The 21,791-nt window shown below is 49.4% G+C and carries 18 protein-coding genes and 1 pseudogene; 1 reads left to right on the plus strand and 18 read right to left on the minus strand.

Features of this window, described 5'->3' with window-relative positions; all coding sequences use genetic code 11:
• Nucleotides 1-44: 44 nt before the first annotated feature.
• From rpsU to DWZ16_RS08205, 15 genes and pseudogenes are all read right to left on the minus strand, one after another.
• Nucleotides 45-221: a 30S ribosomal protein S21 gene (gene rpsU / locus DWZ16_RS08135; protein WP_003504099.1), complete on the minus strand. Its 177-nt coding sequence runs from the start codon at nucleotides 219-221 to the stop codon at nucleotides 45-47.
• Between the two features lie 136 nt (nucleotides 222-357).
• On the minus strand, nucleotides 358-2,967 hold the full coding sequence (gene alaS, locus DWZ16_RS08140) for an alanine--tRNA ligase (RefSeq protein ID WP_227589512.1): 2,610 nt from the start codon (nucleotides 2,965-2,967) through the stop codon (nucleotides 358-360).
• A gap of 214 nt (nucleotides 2,968-3,181) precedes the next feature.
• Nucleotides 3,182-4,024: a lysozyme inhibitor LprI family protein gene (locus DWZ16_RS08145; RefSeq protein WP_118472309.1), complete on the minus strand. Its 843-nt coding sequence runs from the start codon at nucleotides 4,022-4,024 to the stop codon at nucleotides 3,182-3,184.
• Between the two features lie 251 nt (nucleotides 4,025-4,275).
• Nucleotides 4,276-4,749, minus strand: coding sequence for a ribonuclease HI (rnhA, locus tag DWZ16_RS08150; protein WP_022359619.1), 474 nt, complete (start codon nucleotides 4,747-4,749; stop codon nucleotides 4,276-4,278).
• 33 nt (nucleotides 4,750-4,782) lie between these two features.
• The gene (locus DWZ16_RS08155) at nucleotides 4,783-6,390 is read right to left on the minus strand and encodes an MBL fold metallo-hydrolase RNA specificity domain-containing protein (protein ID WP_106999831.1); all 1,608 of its coding nucleotides are present in this window, start codon (nucleotides 6,388-6,390) and stop codon (nucleotides 4,783-4,785) included.
• A gap of 208 nt (nucleotides 6,391-6,598) precedes the next feature.
• Nucleotides 6,599-8,071, minus strand: a pseudogene (gene spoIVA / locus DWZ16_RS08160) (stage IV sporulation protein A).
• 94 nt (nucleotides 8,072-8,165) lie between these two features.
• Nucleotides 8,166-8,876: an ABC transporter ATP-binding protein gene (locus DWZ16_RS08165; protein WP_118481772.1), complete on the minus strand. Its 711-nt coding sequence runs from the start codon at nucleotides 8,874-8,876 to the stop codon at nucleotides 8,166-8,168.
• Between the two features lie 13 nt (nucleotides 8,877-8,889).
• A complete protein-coding gene (locus DWZ16_RS08170; RefSeq protein ID WP_022359705.1) occupies nucleotides 8,890-9,648 on the minus strand; it encodes an ABC transporter ATP-binding protein in 759 nt (252 codons plus the stop codon).
• A gap of 3 nt (nucleotides 9,649-9,651) precedes the next feature.
• The gene (locus tag DWZ16_RS08175; RefSeq protein ID WP_118481771.1) at nucleotides 9,652-10,716 is read right to left on the minus strand and encodes a branched-chain amino acid ABC transporter permease; all 1,065 of its coding nucleotides are present in this window, start codon (nucleotides 10,714-10,716) and stop codon (nucleotides 9,652-9,654) included.
• 112 nt (nucleotides 10,717-10,828) lie between these two features.
• Nucleotides 10,829-11,710, minus strand: coding sequence for a branched-chain amino acid ABC transporter permease (locus DWZ16_RS08180; protein ID WP_118481770.1), 882 nt, complete (start codon nucleotides 11,708-11,710; stop codon nucleotides 10,829-10,831).
• Between the two features lie 291 nt (nucleotides 11,711-12,001).
• Nucleotides 12,002-13,195 (minus strand): ABC transporter substrate-binding protein, encoded by a 1,194-nt coding sequence (locus DWZ16_RS08185; protein WP_118481769.1) that lies wholly within the window; start codon nucleotides 13,193-13,195, stop codon nucleotides 12,002-12,004.
• A gap of 323 nt (nucleotides 13,196-13,518) precedes the next feature.
• Nucleotides 13,519-14,529: an NAD(P)H-dependent glycerol-3-phosphate dehydrogenase gene (locus tag DWZ16_RS08190; RefSeq protein ID WP_118481768.1), complete on the minus strand. Its 1,011-nt coding sequence runs from the start codon at nucleotides 14,527-14,529 to the stop codon at nucleotides 13,519-13,521.
• A gap of 257 nt (nucleotides 14,530-14,786) precedes the next feature.
• Nucleotides 14,787-15,419 carry a glycerol-3-phosphate 1-O-acyltransferase PlsY gene (plsY, locus tag DWZ16_RS08195; RefSeq protein ID WP_118481767.1) on the minus strand — a complete coding sequence of 211 codons (633 nt, stop codon included), beginning with the start codon at nucleotides 15,417-15,419 and terminating at the stop codon, nucleotides 14,787-14,789.
• The gene (der, locus tag DWZ16_RS08200; protein ID WP_118481766.1) at nucleotides 15,419-16,750 is read right to left on the minus strand and encodes a ribosome biogenesis GTPase Der; all 1,332 of its coding nucleotides are present in this window, start codon (nucleotides 16,748-16,750) and stop codon (nucleotides 15,419-15,421) included. Before der ends, plsY begins: the two co-directional genes overlap by 1 nt.
• Before the next feature lie 20 nt (nucleotides 16,751-16,770).
• Nucleotides 16,771-18,435 carry a DUF512 domain-containing protein gene (locus tag DWZ16_RS08205; protein WP_412694308.1) on the minus strand — a complete coding sequence of 555 codons (1,665 nt, stop codon included), beginning with the start codon at nucleotides 18,433-18,435 and terminating at the stop codon, nucleotides 16,771-16,773.
• 279 nt (nucleotides 18,436-18,714) lie between these two features.
• Here DWZ16_RS08205 and DWZ16_RS08210 point away from each other — a divergent pair, with 279 nt between their 5' ends.
• Complete coding sequence (locus tag DWZ16_RS08210) at nucleotides 18,715-19,902, plus strand: ribose-phosphate pyrophosphokinase (protein ID WP_022359714.1); 1,188 nt, start codon at nucleotides 18,715-18,717, stop codon at nucleotides 19,900-19,902.
• A 101-nt stretch (nucleotides 19,903-20,003) separates the two neighbouring features.
• On the opposite strand, the gene DWZ16_RS08215 is transcribed toward DWZ16_RS08210, so the two are convergent.
• From DWZ16_RS08215 to DWZ16_RS16750, 3 genes are read right to left on the minus strand one after another with little or no spacing between them, the layout of a single operon-like run.
• A complete protein-coding gene (locus tag DWZ16_RS08215) occupies nucleotides 20,004-20,582 on the minus strand; it encodes a rhomboid family intramembrane serine protease (RefSeq protein WP_118522601.1) in 579 nt (192 codons plus the stop codon).
• Between the two features lie 7 nt (nucleotides 20,583-20,589).
• On the minus strand, nucleotides 20,590-20,907 hold the full coding sequence (locus DWZ16_RS16745) for a toxic anion resistance protein (RefSeq protein WP_118522590.1): 318 nt from the start codon (nucleotides 20,905-20,907) through the stop codon (nucleotides 20,590-20,592).
• A gap of 26 nt (nucleotides 20,908-20,933) precedes the next feature.
• Nucleotides 20,934-21,788, minus strand: a complete 855-nt coding sequence (locus DWZ16_RS16750) for a toxic anion resistance protein (protein WP_118522591.1) — start codon at nucleotides 21,786-21,788, stop codon at nucleotides 20,934-20,936.
• Nucleotides 21,789-21,791 lie beyond the last annotated feature (3 nt).

Consider the following 21,791-nt stretch of genomic DNA (forward strand, 5'->3'; position numbering starts at 1 on the left):
CAAAAAAGTCCTGGTTCATATGAAAACCAGGACTTTTGCGTTACTTAATTGTATTTGCGTTTTCTAGCAGCTTCGGATTTCTTTTTACGACGAACGCTCGGTTTCTCGTAATGCTCTCTTTTCCGAATCTCCTGCTGGATACCAGCCTTAGCACAGTTTCTTTTGAATCTGCGTAAAGCGCTGTCCAGACTCTCGTTATCTTTAACGATTACATTTGACATAGCTCACACCTAACCTCCCTCCAGTTGTGTAATAAGTGCATATTAATACAACTGTATGGGTATTTTTTTAGCACTAAAAAGATTATATCATAAAATGATACGTCAACAACATTTTACATTTTTTTTATGATTTTTTTTATTTTACTTGCTCTGCTACTACTTCTGCCGCTTTTTCAAGGGCTGCTGCAATACCAGACGGATTCTTTCCGCCAGCCTGTGCCATGTTCGGACGGCCACCGCCGCCGCCGCCGACAAGACCTGCGATTGCTTTGATTAAGTTTCCAGCATGTGCACCCTTCTTCATCGCACCGTCAGTTACAGAAGCCATCAGGCTTACCTTGCCATCCAGAGTAGATGCAATCAGAACAACGCCGTCGCCCAGCTTCTCTTTCAGCTGATCGCCCAGATTACGCAGACCGTTCATGTCTACATCCTTAACCTCAACTGCCAGCAGCTTCACGCCGTTTACATCCTGTACCTGGTTCATAACATCGCCCAGAGAGTCGTTCGCCAGCTTACTTTTTAACTTCTCGTTCTCTGCGTGCAGAGTCTTGATCTCCTCTAACATGGACTCAATCTTGCTGCTCAGTGCCGCCGGAGTGGTCTTTGCCAGTTTCGCCGCCTCATGCAGCTCATTCTCTACCTCTTTGTAGTGGTTCATCAAACCGGTGGAGGTCAGCGCCTCGATACGGCGGACGCCTGCTGCAATACCAGCCTCAGAGAGAATCTTGAAGGATGCAATTGTGCCTGTGTTGGATACGTGTGTACCGCCGCAAAGCTCGGTGGAGAAATCCCCCATCTTAACAACACGGACTTTCTCGCCGTACTTCTCGCCAAACAGTGCCATCGCGCCCGTCTTCTTTGCCTCATCCAAGGACATAACATCGGTTACAACCGGCAGGGATGCTGCAATCTCATCATTTACAATCTTTTCAACCTTCTCTATCTCCTCTGGAGTCATCGCAGAGAAATGAGTAAAGTCGAAACGCAGACGGTCACGGGTTACCAGGGAACCAGCCTGCTCTACATGGCTACCAAGTACGGTACGCAGCGCTTTATGAAGCAGATGGGTTGCGGAATGGTTGCGGGAAGTCAGTTCACGGTTTTCCTTGTCAACCGACATGGTTACTTTTTCTCCCACCTCGAACATACCCTTTACTACAACACCGACATGACCGATCTTGCCACCCTGTAAATGAATGGTATCTTTTACTTCAAACACAGAGCCGTCCGGAGCGGTAATCTGACCGAAGTCACCCTCCTGGCCACCCATGGTTCCGTAGAACGGGGTTTCCTTGGTAATAATTGTACCAGTCTGACCGTCAGTCAGTGCCTCTACAATCTCATCCTCGGTCGTCAGAACGGAAATCTCGGATTCCGCTGTCAGACGATCATAGCCGATAAACTCAGTTGTAATAGCCGGATCGATGGACTGGTATACCGTAACATCCGCGCCCATATAGTTAGTCGTCTTTCTCGCCGCTCTCGCCTGTTCTTTCTGGCGTTTCATCGCTGCGTTGAAGCCGTCCTCATCGATACCGAGGCTCTTTTCCTCGAGAATCTCACGGGTTAAGTCGATCGGGAATCCATACGTATCGTAGAGCTTGAATGCGTTGTCGCCGGACAGCACTTTTTCGCCCTTCTTGTTCATATCTTCTTCCATATCAGCAAGGATCGCAAGACCCTGATCAATGGTCCTGTTGAACTTATCCTCTTCCTCCGAAAGAACCTTGAAAATCATCGCGCTCTTCTCTTCCAGTTCCGGATAACCATCCTTGGAAAGGTCGATAACGGTGCGGGACAGAGCTGCTAAGAACTCACCCTCGATGCCAAGTTTTTTGCCATGGCGTGCTGCACGGCGCAGAAGGCGGCGCAGAACATATCCGCGTCCCTCGTTGGATGGCATAATGCCATCGGAAATCATGAAGGTGCAGGACTTGATATGATCCGCTACAATACGCAGAGAAATATCGGTCTCATGATCTTTCTGATATTCGGTATGTGCCAGCTCGCAGACACGGTCTAACAGAGCTTTGTTGGTATCAACCGTAAACAAGGAATCTACATCCTGTACGATCACTGCCAGACGCTCCAGACCCATTCCGGTATCAATGTTCTTGTGCTCCAGCTCGGTGTAGTTGCCGTGACCGTCGTTGTTAAACTGGGAGAATACATTGTTCCATACCTCCATGTAACGGTCACACTCGCAGCCTACCGTACATCCCGGTTTGCCGCAGCCGTATTTCTCACCGCGGTCATAGTAGATCTCAGAACACGGACCGCACGGACCAGCGCCATGCTCCCAGAAGTTATCCTCTCTGCCAAAGCGGAAAATACGCTCTGCCGGAATACCCATCTCTTTGTTCCAGATATCAAATGCCTCGTCATCGCTCTCGAACACAGACGGATAGAGGCGATCCGGATCAAGTCCGACAACCTCGGTTAAAAATTCCCAGGACCAGTGAATCGCTTCCTCTTTGAAATAATCACCGAAGGAGAAGTTGCCAAGCATCTCAAAAAAGGTACCATGACGGGCAGTCTTACCGATATTCTCGATATCGCCGGTACGAATACATTTCTGACAGGTACATACTCTTGTTCTCGGCGGAATCTCCTGACCCGTAAAATATGGCTTTAACGGAGCCATACCAGAGTTGATAAGCAGAAGGCTGTTATCATTATGCGGAACCAGAGAGAAACTCTTCATTGCCAGATGTCCCTTGCTCTCAAAAAAGTCTAAGAACATCTTTCTAAGTTCGTTCACACCGTATTTTTTCACGTTGCTTCCTCCTATAGTTACTTCTATTTAAGTAAAATTTTCCTCATTCTTTATATCCTATCATAGGAATTTACATTTCGCAAGAGGTTTATCGGTACAAAAAGTGTACAAAAAGTGTGCAAAAATGGGACCCTTACCGCAATTCTATATGCCGCAAAAGTCCCATTTTCTAATTTTTTCACTACTCTGCCGGAAGATACGATTCATACAAATCCAAAAGCTCATACGCCCGATCCCGCGTCGAATTTGCCAGCGACGCCGTGTACTCGACATTTTCCATCGTGCCGCCCTTGTAGCGCTCCGCCGCCTGTTTCGCCGCCGTATCACGTTCCCGGATCCATCTGCGTTCCAGACCACGCAGCGTGTCTGTCTCCTCGTCTGGAAGCACCGCCATGATTGCCTGATAAATCTGATTTAATTCGGCATCCCAGAGCCGGTACTCATACGCGACCGCCTCCCGCATCGCGTCGGTCGTATTCGCACTTCCCGAATTTTCCAGGTTTTGAATCGTATTCTCGATCTCACCCAGCCGGTTCCGGTAATCTTCCGCTGTCCGGTCCGAGCCTGCACCTGTCCCGGAGGACGCGCCTCGCGCAGGAGATACAATTCCATTTTCAACCGGGGACACAACCGCCCCTGTATTCACAGAATGATCCGACTCATCGCCCGCGCTCTGCTTCTCTGCCGCCTTAGCAGCCGCCCGATTATCTGCACGTTTTTCCTTTTGTTCACCTAAAGACTGGACAGAAACATCTCCTTCCGCCTGCATACAGGCTCTATCTTCTGTCCCCACGCTTTCCGCATGCGCCATTTTTTTAGAAGATGGCTCCGGCGCATCCTCCGCCAGACCATTTTCCGCTGCTTCCGCCGCAAATGGTTCCGCCTCATACATCGCCTCCGGTCCGACCGTCAGGCTTCTCTCACTTCCCGCCTGCTCCCGGATATAACGCCGCGTTGCCGCCGTCGTCACAATCCCCAGCACCAGAATCAGACCGAGGGCAGCGATCATTCCTTTATTTTTCAAATTACTCTCAACCGCCTTTGCTATTCCTGTTCACTTGATAATTTTAAAATAGCACATTTAAGACGGTTTGAAAATAGATGATCGAAAGATGTAACATATCGTAAGGGTTGTTATAGTAACTGCTCACAGGTAGGAATTTTCTGAACTGAAAATTCCGTACAATACAGTTCCGAATGCAGATTTTGCCGATTTGGAATGCGAAGCATCGGCAAAATCCTGTTACTGGGCACACATGTGTGAACAATAACGAGCTATACCCCCGGATCCACCATCAGCTCGTCCCCATCCGCCGCCGAAGTAGCCAAAAAGTCACATCTCTCATTCTCCGGATGCCCATTATGCCCCTTCACCCAGAAAAACGAAATCTGATGGGGTTCCTTGGCAGCGAGCAGGCGCTTCCATAGATCTACATTCTTAACCTCCTCATTTTTGCCGCGTTTCCAGCCCTTTTTGATCCAACCCTCGATCCAGTGCTGGTTAAAAGCGTTGACGAGATACTGGGAATCTGAATAGAGTTCGATCTCGCAGGGGCGGTTGAGCGCCTCGAGACCGGCGATAGCTGCCATCAGCTCCATACGGTTGTTCGTAGTTCGTTTGTAGCCGCCGGAAATCTCTTTCGTGTGCAGTTTTCCTGCCGGATCTACATAGTGAATGACGGTTCCAAATCCGCCCGGACCATCTGGATTGCCGCGGGCGGCGCCGTCTGTGTATATAGTTACTTTCAAGTCAGAAATCTCCTTTATGTCTATTATTGAAGCTTAGCGGTCCCACTTATCGCAGAGCGAGTTGATCTGGTCGGCAAAACGTGCCAAATCTTTGTTCGCCCCGCCCTCGTTATGCATAACAACACGGCGCAGGCGGTCGCAGGCTGCCAGCAGGCGGGCAAATACACCAGCCGCTTTCTTCGTTGCTTCGTTCACTGCCGGTTTCTGAATCGGAATACCCTTCGTAACAGTCACGAAGCATCCCTCTTTCAGGTCGTAGGAACTGCCGGAGAACGGAGCCATCGCATTGATGCCGTAAGTCTCCTTGACCGTCTCTGCAAATGCATCGCACACTGTGTCATCGCCGTGTACCACGAAGACCTGGGACGGTTTTTCCATAAAACTGCCAACCCACTCCAAAAGCCCGGTCTCGTCCGCATGGCCGCTGATGCCCTCGATCTTCTCGATCCGTGCTTTGACCTCGATCGACTCACCGAACAGCTTCACTTCCTCGCGTCCCTCAATAATGCTGCGTCCCAGTGTGCCGACTGCCTGATAGCCAGCAAACAAAATCGTACACTCCGGTCTCCAGAGGTTGTGTTTCAGATGATGGCGGATACGGCCCGCATCACACATGCCGGCTGCCGAGATGATAACCTTCGGTTCCTCGTTGAAGTTGATTGCAACGGAATCGCTGCTGGTGATCGAGAGATGCAGACCCGGGAAAGAAATCGGATTGATGCCCTTTTTTACCAGCTCCTTCGTCTCTTCATTGTAGCAATCCATCATATTGTCCTTGAACACGCCGGTCGCTTCCACCGCCATCGGGCTGTCTAAGTAAACCGGAAATACGCCGTGCCCGGTTACAAGGTTCTTCTCCTTGATAATACGGATGTAATTCAACACTTCCTGCGTTCTGCCGACCGCAAATGCCGGGATCACGACATTGCCGCCCTTATCCAGCGTCTCCTGAATCACGCGGGCAAATTCTTCCACGTGATCGCCTGTATTCTTGTGGAACCGACCGCCGTAAGTGCTCTCCATGACAACATAATCCGCCTGACGGATGTACTGCGGGCTGCGGATGAGCGGCTTGTTTTTGTTACCGATATCACCTGAAAATACAATCTTCTTGGAACAATCGTCTTCCTTCATCCAGATCTCGATCGAAGCCGAACCAAGCAGATGTCCCACATCGACAAACCGAATCTCCAGATTGTCATTCAGACGGATAATCTCATTGTAATTGCAGGGGACAAAGTGATGCAGTACCCCTTCCGCATCGTTCATCGTGTAAATCGGCGTCACCTCCGGTTTTCCGGCACGCATGGCCTTCCGGTTTTTCCACTCCGCTTCTGACTCTTGGATATGGGCGCAGTCTTTCAGCATGATATCACACAGATCGCAGGTCGCGCGCGTCGCCATAATCTGTCCGCGGAATCCCCTCGCATAGATAAGCGGAAGCAATCCCACATGATCAATATGGGCGTGCGTCACCAGCACATAGTCCACATCCGAATACGGAATCGGAAGTTCTGCATTTTCATACTTGTTGATCCCCTGTTCCATACCGCAGTCAATCAGAATATTCAGTCCGCTTGCCTCCAGGAAATGACAGCTGCCTGTAACCTCATGATCCGCACCGATAAATGTAAGCCTCATAAAATCAGCCCCCTGTTCTGTCGTTTATGTTTCCGCATACCCCTTGCGGAAAATGTTTTTGCTATTAGCTTCATTATAACTGATTTCTGACAATTTTGCAATTTCCCCGATAAAGTTTCGATAAAATTTTCATAAAATCACCTTATCTGTCCCACATTCCCATTCCAGACAACGCACCATTTTCCCAACAAGAGCCAGACCTATTCTATTATATAATAATACAGATCATCCCCCCATTGCTGTCATTGATGATTTTCTGCAGCGTATCCTGCAGCTTCACCTGGCAGTCCTCAGTGAGCTGGGAGATCTTCGCCTGAATCCCGTCATCGACGATCTGAGCGATTGATTTTCCAAAAATATTGGTTTCCCAGATGCCTTCCTCACCTTTTCCAGCATTCTCCCGGATGTATCGGATCAAATCCTCTGCCTGCTGTTCATTTCCCACAATCGGCGCGATCTCAGTCTCAATCTGCGCTTGATGAGATTGATGGACGGCGCCTGCGCTTTCATTTTGACTCCATATTTATTGCCGTGGCGCACCACCTGCGGCTCATCGAGGACGATCTCCCCGCGTTCCGGCGTGACAACCCCATAGCCCTTCTTGCGCGCCTGCGTGAGCGCCACGGATGCCTTTTCATACTCGCTCTGCATCGACGCCAACCGCTTCAAGGTCTGCATCAGCTGGTACTCGCCCTCGATCGGCATTCCCACATACTCGCTGAGGATCTGATAATAATGCCCGTCGTCCAGCTCGACCACCGCCTGAACGCTGCCATCATCCATTTTCATTGATACAATCCGGATCCGACGGATCGCTTCCCCGGTTTCCTCCGGCAGCGCCAACGCCACATCGCGCATATGTACCGTCCGATCCATCATCCCCCAGACTGCCTGTATGACCTCCGATTTAAGCCAATGACTGTTTGGCAGAATCTCCAGCCATTTCGGAATCGAAAAATCGATCTCCGTGACCGGGAATTCCAGAAGCACCTGCCCCAGAATCTCCCGGATATCCTCGGCGCGCAGCTGCTCACAGTTGACTGGGAGCACCTGCACCTCATATTTTTCGGTCATCCGGCTGCCAGCGCCCGCGTCTCCTCCGAATATGGTTTCTGCGAGTTTAAAAGCACCAGAAACGGCTTTCCCAGTTTTTTCAGTTCCTGCACGGTCTTCTCTTCCGCCGGAACATAATTCTCCCGTTTCACTCCCCGAAACTGCCGTCCGCCGTAACCACAAGCCCGATCGTCGAATGATCCGTGATGACCTTGCGCGTTCCCAGCTCGGCTGCCGCTGTAAATGGGATCTCCTCCTCATACCACGGCGTCCGCACCATGCGTTCTTTCTCGTTTTCAATATGACCGGCAGCGCCCTCCACCATGAAACCGACGCAGTCGATCAGGCGGACCCGCACCTCCACACCGTCCCCAAGCGAGAGCTTTGCCGCCTCTTTAGGGATAAATTTCGGTTCCGTTGTCATGATCGTTTTCCCCGCCGAAGACTGGGGAAGTTCATCCCGGGCGCGCTCGCGGGCATGGACATCTTCCAGCCCCGGAAGGACGAGAAGTTCCATAAAGCGCTTAATAAAGGTCGATTTCCCTGTCCGAACCGGACCAACCACCCCAATATAGATCTCGCCGCCGGTTCGCGCCTGGATATCGCTGTATACATTAAAATGATCCATAAAAATACCCCCTTGGTCTGCTGATACAATGTATTCAGACCATAAGGGGGTTATGAATATTCCCATTTGGAAAGCTCCGGCTCACAGAACATTTTTATTCGCTCAGATAAGCCTTCTTTACTCTCTCATTATTCATCAGTTCTTTCGCATCACCGCTCAGAACGATATTGCCCGTCTCAAGCACATATGCTTTATTGGAAATGGAGAGCGCTTTTTTCGCATTCTGCTCGACCAGAAGAACGGTCACTCCGTCCTTGTTGATTTCCTGGATAATATCGAAAATCTCATTAACATAGAGTGGGGACAGACCCATCGACGGCTCGTCGAGAACGATCAAGCGCGGGTGGCTCATGAGGGCGCGTCCCATCGCAAGCATCTGCTGCTCGCCGCCGGACAAAGTTCCGGCAAGCTGGTTCTTGCGCTCTTTCAGACGCGGGAAACGCTTGTAAATCATTTCGATCGTATCTTCAATTTCCTTCTTGTCATTTCTCGTATACGCACCCATTTTCAGGTTCTGGAGAACCGTCAGGGAAGCGAACACACGGCGCCCCTCCGGCACGTGGGCGATTCCCATTGATACCAGCTTATAGCCCGGTACATGGGTAATATCCCTTCCTTCAAATGTGATATTGCCTGCCTTGGACGGCAGCAGACCCGTGATCGTGTGAAGCGTCGTCGTCTTTCCGGCTCCGTTGGCACCGATCAGCGCTACCACATCGCCCTGTTCTACCTCAAAGGAAATTCCCTTGAGTGCCTGTATCACACCATAATATACCTGTAAATCTTTTACTTCCAGCATTGACATACGAAACTTCCCCCTATTCTCCCAGATATGCTTTGATAACTTCTGGATTGCTGAGCACCTCGCTGGTCGGTCCCTCTGCCAGCATATGACCGAAGTTTAAGACCGTCAGGCGCTCGCAGATACCGGAGACCAGCTTCATATCATGCTCAATGAGAAGTACGGTCATATCAAAATGATCGCGCACGAAACGGATCGTCTTCATCAGCTCTGCCGTCTCATTCGGGTTCATGCCGGCTGCCGGCTCGTCAAGAAGCAGAAGCTTCGGCTCGGTCGCCAGCGCTCTGGCGATCTCCAGCTTTCTCTGCTTGCCGTATGGGAGGTTCGATGCCTTATAATCAAACTCTTTGTCGAGGTCAAATACCTTCAAAAGCTCCATCGCGCGCTCATCCATCTCTTTCTCAACCTTGTAATAGGACGGAAGACGCAGAATGCCGCTCAGCGTAGAATATTTATGATGGTTGTGAAGACCAACCTTTACATTGTCAAGCACGCTCAGCTCCTTGAACAGACGGATATTCTGGAAGGTTCTCGCGATGCCTGCCTGATTGATCTGGATTGCCTTGTGACCGGTAATGTCCTTTCCATCCAGCAGAATCCGTCCGCCATCCGGCTTATACACGCCCGTCAAAAGGTTGAAAATAGTCGTTTTACCAGCGCCGTTCGGTCCGATCAGGCCGTAGAGCTGTCCTTTTTCTATCGTGATGCTGAAATCATCGACCGCTTTCAGACCGCCAAAAGAAATACTTAAATTTTTTACATCCAGCATTGCCATGATTTACGCCTCCCCTTCTGTCTTCTTTTTCCGGAATGATGAAAAGATGCGCTCGCGAACCTCGATCGCCTTCGGGCTGGAGGTCAAAAGCATCATTGCAATCAGGACGACCGCGTAAATCAGCATACGGTAATTATTGAGGCTTCGAAGCATCTCCGGAAGCAGGGTTAAGATAACCGCCGCGATCATGGAACCACGGATATTTCCGATGCCGCCCAGAACCACAAATACAAGGATCATAATGGACATATTATAACCGAAGCTTTTCGGGGTCGCTGCCAGCGTCGCCAGGTTGTGTGCGTACAGAACGCCTGCCACACCGGCTAAGGAAGCAGAGATGGTAAATGCCATCAGTTTGTATTTCGTGATATTGATACCCACAGACTCTGCCGCAATACGGTTATCGCGGATCGCCATGATCGCACGGCCTGTCCGGGAATTGATGATATTCAATACAATAAACAGGGTCAGGAGTACCAGGATAATGCCGATCGTAAAGGTCGCCGTCTTCGGTGTACCTGTGATACCCTGTGCACCCTTGATGATCACCTGACCGTCCGCTGCCAGCTTTAAGGAAGCTACATCTTTCATGGAAACGTGGATTCCGTTTCCGTCGATGCCGACGTACAGAACATTGATAATATTTTTAACGATCTCACCGAATGCCAACGTTACAATCGCCAGATAGTCGCCTTTCAGACGCAGAACCGGAATACCGATGAGGATACCAAATACCGCCGCTACCGCCGCACCGACAAAGAGCGCCAGAATGAAACGTACCTGGTTGCTTGCGATCACATTTTTCATGGCATGATTAAAAAATGCACCTGAAAACGCGCCCGCACACATGAATCCGGCATGACCCAGGCTCAGCTCGCCGAGGATACCAACCGTGAGGTTTAAGGAAACCGCCAAAATCGTATAGGTACAAAGTGGAACCAGAATACCCTTTAAAAGACTGTTTACATGGCCGCCTGCCATCATAATCTGAATCAGAATGTAACAGCCAATTACAATTGCATACGTGATCGCATTCTGAATCCGAATTTTATTTTTATATGCGTTCATTTTAAACACCTGCTCTTTCTCTTGCTTATTGCAGTTCATGCACCATCTTGTTTTCACACAGCACTTTCCGTTTCAAAAGTCCCCGGCATGAACCATCGTATAATTTTCTCTATTATACTTTCTCCGTCATCTTCTTGCCGAGAATACCGGTTGGGCGGACCAGAAGCACGATAATCAGGACAGAGAATACGATCGCGTCAGAAAGCTGGGAGGAAATATACGCCTTGGCAAGGTTTTCAATGATACCAAGCAGGATACCGCCGATAAATGCGCCCGGAATCGAACCGATACCGCCAAATACTGCTGCCACGAATGCCTTGATACCTGGCATGGAACCGGTGTACGGAGACAGGGACGGGTACGCCGAGCAGAGCAGCACGCCTGCTACTGCCGCCAGGGCGGAACCAATCGCAAAGGTTACGGAGATCGTGCGGTTTACATTGATACCCATCAAGGTTGCCGCACCGCGGTCCTCAGAAACCGCCAGCATCGCCTGACCCATTTTCGTCTTATTGATAAACGTCATCAGGGCAGCCATAATCACGATACAGCTTAAAATCGTCACGATCGTGACACTGGAGATCGAAAGCTTGCCGCCAGCCAGCTTTAATGCCGGTACAGTAATAACCGATGTAAACTGTCTCGCATTGGAACCAAAAATCAGAAGCGCCACGTTCTGAAGCAGATAACTGACACCGATCGCAGTGATCAGAACTGCCAGCGGGGACGCACCACGCAGCGGTCTGTATGCAACTCGCTCGATCGTAACGCCCAGCACTGTACACACAACCACCGAAGCCAGAATACCCACAACCGGAGAACCGCCCATCGTTGTGACAATCGTAAACACTGTGAAACCGCCTACCATGATGATATCGCCGTGTGCGAAGTTCAGCATGCGCGCGATGCCATAAACCATGGTGTAGCCCAGTGCAATGATCGCATAGACACTTCCCAGACTGATGCCATTGATTAAATAAGAAAGAAAACTCATATGTATACACCTACCTCTTTGTTTCTACGTTTTCGCATTTCCCTGTACACGCATTTCGCTGCACATGTTTACCTGTGACCGAATTTAGCAGAACAAGTATGACCGTCGCGCAGTCTGCAAAAAAGCAAACACCTGGTTGCCGTCGCAGGCAAGCATGTGCAGTGAACCGTTTTAAAAAGAAAGCTGTTACTAAATGCCCGGCAGCCATCTGTGCCGCCGGACATCCAGTAACAGTCCCATCAGAGCTACATACATATAGCCGCAACGGTTCTGCAGTTTTTAAATTTTTAATTACTGCATCATCTCATATTTGCCGTCTTTGATCTCTACAGCTTTCGGCGCTTTCTGCGGCTCGCCTTCTGCCGTCCAGTGCATCTCTGTACCGGTCAGACCATCGATCTGGATCTCAGTCATAGCTGTTTTCAGTGCATCGCAGATATCGGAAGTGCTCATATCCGGTGTGATCTCTGCCTTCTCTGCAGCTGCCTTAATTGCATATACGCCGTCGTAAGCATCTGCTGCGAACTGAAGCGGGTCGATGCCGTAAGCATCACGGTAAGCAGTTACGAAGTCCTGGCTGGACTCCTCGTCTACGGAGAACGGAGTCAGAAGCATCAAACCTTCTGCTAAGGACTCATCAAAGCCATCAACGCTCAGGATACCGTCCATACCATCACAGCCGAAGAACTGCGGGTGGAAATCTTTATCGTTTGCCTGTTTCAGGATAACAGATGCCTCCTGATAGTAGATCGGCAGGAATACCAGATCAGCGCCAGACTCTTTTGCTTTGTCAAGCTGTACGGAGAAATCGGTATTGTTATCAGATGTAAATGCCTCGCTGGCTACTACCTCCAGACCCTGATTCGGAGCCTCTGCTACGAAGGACTCGCGGATACCATCGGAGTATTCGCTGGAGCTGTCGTAGATGATAGCGATCTTGGTTGCCAGTTTGTGCTCGCCGATGTACTGAGCGGATGCACGTCCCTGATCCGGGTCAGAATAGCATACGCGGAATGCGTTGTCGCCGGAAATACTCTCAACAGCAGATCCGGACGGAGTCAGCTGGAACAGGTTATCTGCTGCTGTCTCTGCTACAACTGCGATACACGGCTTGGAAGTAACGGTGCCAAGAAGCATCTGCATATTCCAGTCTTTTAAGGTATTGTATGCGTTGATCGCCTTCTCCGGATCATTCTCATCATCCTGGAAGTTGAACGCTACCTGGTAACCATTGATACCGCCAGCCTCGTTGATCTCATTGATTGCCAGCTCAGTACCATTCTTTACAGCCTCGCCGTAAGCGCCAGCCGCGCCGGTGATCGGTCCGATGCCGCCGATTTTAAATACTTCGCCGTCAGCTCCCTCTGCGCCCTGTGCATCTTCTGCTGCTGATTCAGAAGTGCCCGCATTTCCAGAACCGCCGCAAGCGGTCATAGACATCGCCATCATAGCTGCAAGCCCAAGACTAACTACTCTTTTTTTCATAATATTCTCCTCCAATTCTATGCTGCAATGGAATACAACAACTATTTGAATGAGGCAATTATAAATTTTACCCCTCTAATTGTCAATACAAAAACCACTTAAAAAAGAGGGAATTTAGCGGATTTTCGTTTTTTTTTCGCTAAATTCTCTCTTTTCCAGATCTCGTAGTTATATTAAGTATTCTTACAGGTTATAGCAAACACTTTTATAAGCTTTTGTCCACCTGACGTGGACACCTGCATTTTCCAGAAAAACATAGTAGATCTCATTGCTATTATTCCGAATTATATCACTCAAATTCAGAACAATGACTGCCGTCTGAATTATCCCTTCCATGGAAGATCGCTCGATTCAATCCGCGGATCGCGCATCATCAGATCCGCCAGCGCCTCTTTCGGAGATTTCCCGTCAAACAACACCTGGTTGACCTGGGAAACGATCGGCATATCGCAGCCGTATTTCTGTGCCAGCAGAAGACCGGCTTTCGCAGAATAAACGCCCTCGACAACCATCTGCACTTCCTTCATCGCCTCATCCATCGTGTATCCCTTTCCAATCAAGATACCCGCCCGGCGGTTGCGGCTGTGCATGCTCGCACAGGTTACGATCAAATCACCAATACCGGACAGTCCGTAGAAGGTCTGCTGTTTTCCGCCCATTACGATACCCAGACGGGAAATCTCCGCAATTCCGCGGGTGATCAGCGCCGCCTTTGTGTTATCGCCGCATCCCAACCCATCCGCGGTACCGGCTGCCAGCGCAATGACATTTTTAAGAGCCGCGCCAATTTCCACGCCCAGCATATCCGGGCTGGTGTAAACACGGAACACCGGGCTCATAAACACACTCTGCATGAACTCGGCAGTCTTTTTGCGGTGCGCCGCTGCCACACAGGTGGTCGGCAATCCCCGGCTCACCTCCTCGGCATGGCTCGGTCCGGAAAGGACGGCTACCTCCGCCAGCGGAAGTTCCTCCTCGATGACCTGTGACATCGTCATAAGACTCTGCTCCTCGATTCCTTTCGCTACATCCACAACAATCTGACCGTAACGCAGGTATTCCTTCATCTTCGCCGCCGTACTGCGGACATAGACGGACGGAACCGCCATAATCAGCATATCCTTCTCCGCCATCGCGGTGCGCAGATCCGCTGTCATCTGGATCTGATCCGGAAGTACAACCTCCGGCAGATTTTTGTGCCGTCTGGTGCGGCTCATTTCCTGGATCTCTGTATCAAATGCCGACCAGATTGTCACATCGTGTCCATTATTGTTCAGAAGCACCGCCAGGGCTGTGCCCCAGGTTCCGGCTCCGATAATTCCTACTGCTGCCATCCTGATACCTCCCGACCTGCTTTTCTCTCTTCTTCTCTCTACAGGTCAATGTTTTTTGGAAATTTTTATACATTCCCGTTACTTATGACGTTACTGTTCACGCATACGTGCCCAGTAACAGAATTTGCCGTGGCTCGCATTTCAATACGGCAAATTCCTGCTGCCACCACGTTTTCTTACGGCACTTTCGGTTCCAAAAGTGCCTACCTGTGAACAATTACCTTATGGCAACTATGTAAAGTGTTGTTAAACTTCTTTCATGATTTCTTCGCGCCCAGTTTGTTTTCTGCGCCGGACAACAGACGCCCAATATTGCTCCGATGGCGCCAGATCGCCATGCACATCAGAATCGCGCCCAGTGCATAGAACTGGATGCGGTTCGGCGTGCTTACCCGGTAGGAACCCATGCTCTCAAAGATCACAAGCTCTGCAAAAAAGGTGAGCGACACAAGAATCGAACCAAGCGATACATAGCGGGTCAGGAACACCGTCACGGAGAAAATCACGAAACAGGTCAGCGTAATCCGCAGATCCATCGCTGTCATGATGCCCGCCATGCAGGCAATTCCCTTGCCGCCCTTGAATTTCAGGTAAAACGGGAAATTGTGACCGAGTGTGACTCCCAGACCCGCATACAATGCAAGAAGATCCACGTCCGCATTTCCCTTAAACAGCAGACGGCAGACTGCCATTGCAAACACCGCCTTGAAAAAGTCCCCTAAAAATACGATCGCGCCCGCTTTCTTTCCCATCACACGCAGGACGTTCGTAGAACCGGCATTTCCGCTGCCGTACTGGCGGATATCCATATGATTCGCCTTTCCATACAGATAGCCGGACTGGATCAGACCAAAGATATAGCCAATCACAATACAGATGAGACGTTCCATTATTGATCCTTCCCCTTTCTCTCGCGGATCAGGAATTTTAAGGAAGTTCCCTTGAATCCGAATGCGTCACGGATCTTGTTCTCGAGATACCGTGTATATGAGAAATGCATCAGTTCCTTATCATTGACAAACACAACGAATGTCGGCGGTTTGACCGCTACCTGTGTCATATAGTAGAGCTTTAAACGCTTGCCCTTGTCAGACGGCGGCTGCTGCAGTGCCACTGCCTCTGCCAGGATCTCATTGAGAACGCCGGTTGCAATACGCAGTGTCTGATTTTCGCGCACCATGTCGATCATCTCAAACAGCTTATTCATACGCTGTCCGGTCAGTGCGGATACGAAGACGAACTCCGCATACGGAATAAAGGACAGAACGGTCTTAATCTTATTGGTGTACTCATAAATAGTCTTATCGGTCTTATCGATCGCATCCCATTTATTTACCACGATGATAATACCTTTTCCGCGCTCATGTGCGATACCGGCAATCTTTGCATCCTGCTCGGTTACTCCCTCTTTCGCGTCGATGACCATCAGAACCACATCAGCTCTCTCAACCGCCGTTACGGTACGGATGATGCTGTAGCGCTCCAGCTCCTCCTTAATCTTGCTCTTGCGGCGCAGACCTGCCGTATCGATAAAGACATACTCGGTACCGTTGCGGACGATCTCTGTATCGACCGCATCGCGGGTCGTACCGGCGATATCCGATACAATGACGCGGTTCTCGCCCAGAAGCTTATTTATAATAGAAGATTTACCTACGTTTGGTTTTCCGACAATCGCCACTCTCGGACGGTCATCCTCTTCCTCGTCGCCGCTTCCCTCCGGGAAATGTGCCACGACTTCATCCAGCAGATCGCCCAGTCCCAGACGGGAGGCTGCCGAGATCGCTACCGGATCACCGATACCGAGGTTGTAGAACTCATAGACGTCATTGCCAAATTTCGCCGGATTGTCTACTTTATTGACCGCCAGAACAACCGGTTTTCTCGATTTACGCAGCATATCCGCCACCTTGGAATCCGAATCGGTCATGCCCTGACGCACATCTACGATAAACAGGATCACATCCGCCGTCGCGATCGCGATCTCCGCCTGCTCACGCATCTGGGACAGGATAATATCCTTCGTATCCGGCTCGATACCGCCAGTATCGATCAGGGTAAAAGAATGGTCTAACCAGGTACAGTCCGCGTAAATACGGTCACGCGTTACACCTGGAGTATCTTTTACAATCGAAATCATATCGCCCGCAAGGACGTTGAAAAGGGTGGATTTTCCCACGTTTGGACGTCCAACGACCGCCACCACCGGTTTCTTTTTCATATTTATGCCTCCATTTATTTTCATGCTCCGCAGCTGGTTTGTAAATCCACAGCTGCTATTTTTATTGTCCAGTTACTTGTTTCATTCATTGTGATGCATTTCACATCCAGACGCTTTCTTTCTGTGTGTCCGAAAGCACGTTTTCCACTGTATTTCCAGCCATCACGTTTCTTTCTCATCCTCCCGATCTGAGTCTTCCTCTTCAAAACAAACGACTTCATCCGGAGCATCCTCGTCCAAGTCTTCCGGCTCATATGCGTACACCTGTACGCCATCCAGATCTTCTTCCTGCCAGTTATCATCCATCTGAGCGACAAATTCCTCCGGATCCGCTCATACTCGCCATGCCTGGAGCTTTCCTCCTTCACAGGAGCCAGAATTGCTTCCACAAAATCGCGTCCGCTTGATTTTACAATATCCACCGGAACTTGTAAAGCATTTTGTACATCCGTGCGGGTCAGATCATCCAGAAATGTCTCCTCGCCGCTTCGGAACATGGCGCTTGGAAGCAGCAGGCGGCTGCCGAGCGGCTGTTCCTTTAACTGTGCAATCAGATCCTTTGCCGTGATCAGCCCCGCCACCGTGATCCGCTCACCAAAGAAGTCATTGCGGATCGCATATACATGTACCTTTTTCCCCGGGAACTGGCGGCACACGCGCTCTACATACTGCTCAATATACGGGGCAGCCAGCCGTCCCGTTGCAATCGAAATCTCCTCCGGGCACACCTCGCCAGCCTCTCCCGGATGCAGCTGCTCCAGCGCCTCGGCTATCTCCTCCTCCATCAGGCGAATCATGCCGACCCCATTTTCCAGCTGGATATAGCCATCATAGCGATCCGCTTCCGGAAGCGGGCGCCCGGCGCCCATATAAAATTCATCGCTGGCGTGAATGAAGTGAATACCATGTTCCGCATAGATCTTCTTCTGCCATTTCTCTATCAAATCAATGGTATCGCCCAGCTGCTCCGGTGTAAACGGCTCAAGCGGATACAGACCATCGCGGTACTTCGAGAGACCGACCGGCACAACCGAAACACTCTGCATCGCCGGAATGTATTTCGTCAGGTCACGGATCGAACGATCTAACTCCGCCCCGTCATTGACGCCCCGGCATAAAACGATCTGACCGTTCATCGGGATATCCGCCTCATACAGGCGGTCGATTTTCTGGAGTGCCTCACCGGCAAAGCGGTTATGAAGCATCTTGCAGCGCAGCTCCGGATTCGTCGTCTGCACTGAAATATTGATCGGCGCCAGCTTAAACCGGATAATCCGCTCAATATCCTTATCCTTCATATTCGTCAGCGTGATATAGTTGCCCTGCAGGAACGAAAGTCTGGAATCATCGTCCTTAAAATACAGTGTCTCACGCATGCCCGGCGGCATCTGGTCGATGAAACAGAAGATGCACTTATTCCTGCAGGAACGATAATCGCTCATCAGACCATTTTCAAAGGTAATCCCCAGATCCTGATACTCATTTACGATATCCAGTTCCCACTCCTCGCCGTTCTTCTTGCGGACCAGCAGCGTAATCTCCTCACTGTTTATCTTATATTCATAATCAAAAATATCCTCTATCTCATCTCCATCGATCGTCAGAAGGACGTCCCCCGGCTCCAGCTCCATTTCCTCCGCAATCGAGCCCGGATCGACCGATTTTATCAGATGACCTTTTTTCATTTATAAAATCCTCATTTCAAATATTTTTAAACCCTAAGAATCCAGTATTATATTAACAGTAATCAGCTTTTTTGTAAAGTTGTGCTTCTGATTCGCAGATGCGGATTTTTTTGAAAGCAAGCCAAATATTTGATTTTTTTTGTAATTTTCTCATTTGCTATTGACGTTTCTTATCATAAAATGGTATAAAGTAGTTGTATTATGTCCTGCAAATGGCAGACAAACTTGTACGCTCTGCCCGCATGCATCGAAGGACCTACACTGTTTGGAGGTATAATCATGTCGAATGACTACGTGTTTAATGACACGCTTCCGGTTGCGCCGCTTAAAATTGCCGCACTGGAGAGCTGCCGGGATCTGGCTGAGAAAGTCAACTCCCACATTATCAATTTCCGCCGCAACGATATTGAAGTCCTGAAAAAACGTCAGGAAAATTTACAGTACCGCGGCTATGATGCTGATTCCTACATGCTTGACTGCGCGTGCCCGCGTTTCGGAAGCGGTGAAGCAAAAGGCATCGTCAATGAGTCTGTCCGTGGTACCGATATTTACGCCATGGTCGATGTAACCAACTACAGCCTGACCTACAAAATGAGCGGATTTACCAATCATATGTCCCCGGACGACCATTATCAGGATTTAAAACGTATCATCGGCGCATCCATTGCTACCGCTCATCGTGTCAATGTTATCATGCCGTTCTTATATGAAGGACGCCAGCACAAGCGCAGCGGTCGTGAATCCCTTGACTGCGCGATGATGCTCGAAGAACTGATTCAGATGGGCGTAAGCAACATCATTACCTTCGATGCACATGACCCGCGTGTACAGAACTCCATTCCGTTAAGCGGTTTTGATAATTTCATGCCGACCTACCAGTTTATCAAGGCATTACTGAACCATGACAAAACCTTAAAGATCGACAAGGACAACCTGATGGTTATCAGCCCGGACGAGGGCGCTATGTCCCGCGCCGTATATCTGGCAAACAACCTGGGTGTTGACATGGGTATGTTCTACAAACGCCGCGATTACTCCCGTGTTGTCAATGGACGTAACCCGATCGTTGCCCATGAGTTCTTAGGTTCTTCCGTTGAAGGAAAGACCGTTCTCATCATCGATGACATGATCTCCTCCGGCGAGAGCATGCTGGACACCTGCCGCGCCCTCAAAGAGCGCAAGGCAAAACGCGTCGTTGTATGCGCTACCTTCGGTCTGTTCACCAACGGACTTGAGAAATTCGACGAATTTTTCGCAAAAGGTTACCTCGACTGCGTCGTAACCACCAACTTAAACTACCACACACCGGAACTTCTTAAACGTGACTGGTATGTAGAAGCTGATATGAGCAAGTTTATCGCTGCAATCATCAACTCCCTGAACCATAACGTATCTCTGGAGAACGCACTGACTCCGACTGCGAAGATCCAGAAGCTGATTAAGCGGTATAACGAGGGACAGATGTAATGAGAATTGACGGCTGATAAACGGCTGTAAATTTCAAAAAAAACTCCTGCATAAACAGATAAATCTTCATTCTGTGTATGCAGGAGCTTTTTCTAATTAATCTACTCAAACCGCGATTTGCAATTCAATCCATACCCGATCATTCCGCCAATCATTCCCCCTATAATATGAGTCATATGGGAAATATTGTCCCGAATCGTAATACCATCCCAGACCTGCTGCCCTATAAACAGAACCGCCACCAGAATGAACGTAACCGGTATTTCACCCTCGCGAAAATTTGTAAACGAAGATAATAGTATAAAGGCAAACACAACTCCACTGGCACCGCACAATGCAGTCGCCGGAAAAAGGATATAATTTGCCAGTCCCGTCACAAACGCTGTCACAAGGATAACCTCCAGAAGAACCCTCGATGAATATTTTTCTTCCAGCATCGGTCCAAGTAATAGCAGATAACTCATATTACCGATTAGATGTGACCAATCCGCATGTCCAAATATATGTGTAAACATCCGGATCCACGTCATCGGTGACAGGAGGGAAGAATGGTATGTCATAAATAGAAGCATCCCGCCTCTTCCACCCGTGAGGTAGTTTAATAACGTGGCAGCAAAACTCACAGCCACTATGCTCAGCACAACCGGAGCATTCCATGTGATTCGTAAATGTTTCTTCATAAGCATCCTACCTGGAACCAGCTTTCAATAAAGCGTCCTTTAACTCTGTCTCAATCTTGACAAGTTCTTCCTGTGCCTCTGCGCGTTTCTGGGAACCTTCTTCGTGAATTTTTACGACCTCATCGATCGATGTAATAATATCCGCATTGATTTTTTTCAGCGTTTCCACATCTACAATGCTGCGCTCGGACGCCAATGCTGCATCGATCGCCCCCTGTTTCAGCGTTTCCGCATTTTTTCTAAACAGTTCATTCGTCATTTCATCCAATGCATTCTGCGCGTTTAATGCCCTGGTCGTATGCTCAATTCCCAGCGCCAGAACCATCTGGTTTCTCCATGCCGGAATTGTATTCAGAATATCCGAGCGGAGCTATCCACCACTTCCTGATCAGCATTCTGCAGCAGGCGGATCTGCGGGGCCATCTGGATCGAGAGCAGCCTTGTCATTTCCAGCTCCGCAAGTCTTTTCTCAAACCGGGTGCATGCATCCGCATAATCTCTATACATTTGCACATCCAGCTGATCCCTGGTTGTGTCAGCCTTTTCCTGCAGTTCCACCAGCTTTGTAGACTTTGCCTGTCCAAGTGCCTTCTTGCCTGCAATGATATACATCGTCAATTCCTTGTAAAAGTCAAGGTTCATGTCATACATCTGGTTAAACACGAAAATATCTTTTGTCAACGCCATCTGATGCTTCTGCAGATCCTTTTCTATTTTTTTGATATTGGTTTCTGCACTTTCATAATTGGCAATCAAGGATGCCACTTTCTGTTTCCCTTTTTTGAACAGACCCAGTAATCCCTTTTTCTCCGAAGTCGTGGTGCTTTTGATGGCCGTCTCAAGTTCCCGTAAGCTATCTCCGATGTCACCAAAATCTTTCGTTTTTACGTTCTTGGTAATGGAAACTGAAAAACCGGAAATTCCCTTCTGCGCACTGGCACCATACGAATTGACCAGTTTTATATTTGAAATATCAATCTGTTTTACAAACGTCTCCACCTGCCTCTTCTCATCCTCAGACAGCATCGACTCATCGACCGCCCCCGCCGCCGCTGCTTTTGTTTCCTCCGCAGGCATATTTTTCTTTAAGGATGGCTCCATAAAAGACATGTCATACTTCACTTCATCCGGATCCAGGGTAAGCGTCGGCGCTTTTCCCTCTCCTGTTTTTATCATCCTATTTGCTGTATCATTTGCCTCACCCATTCT

This window comes from Clostridium sp. AF29-8BH (assembly GCF_003478145.1).
Lineage (GTDB): Bacteria > Bacillota > Clostridia > Lachnospirales > Lachnospiraceae > Otoolea > Otoolea fessa.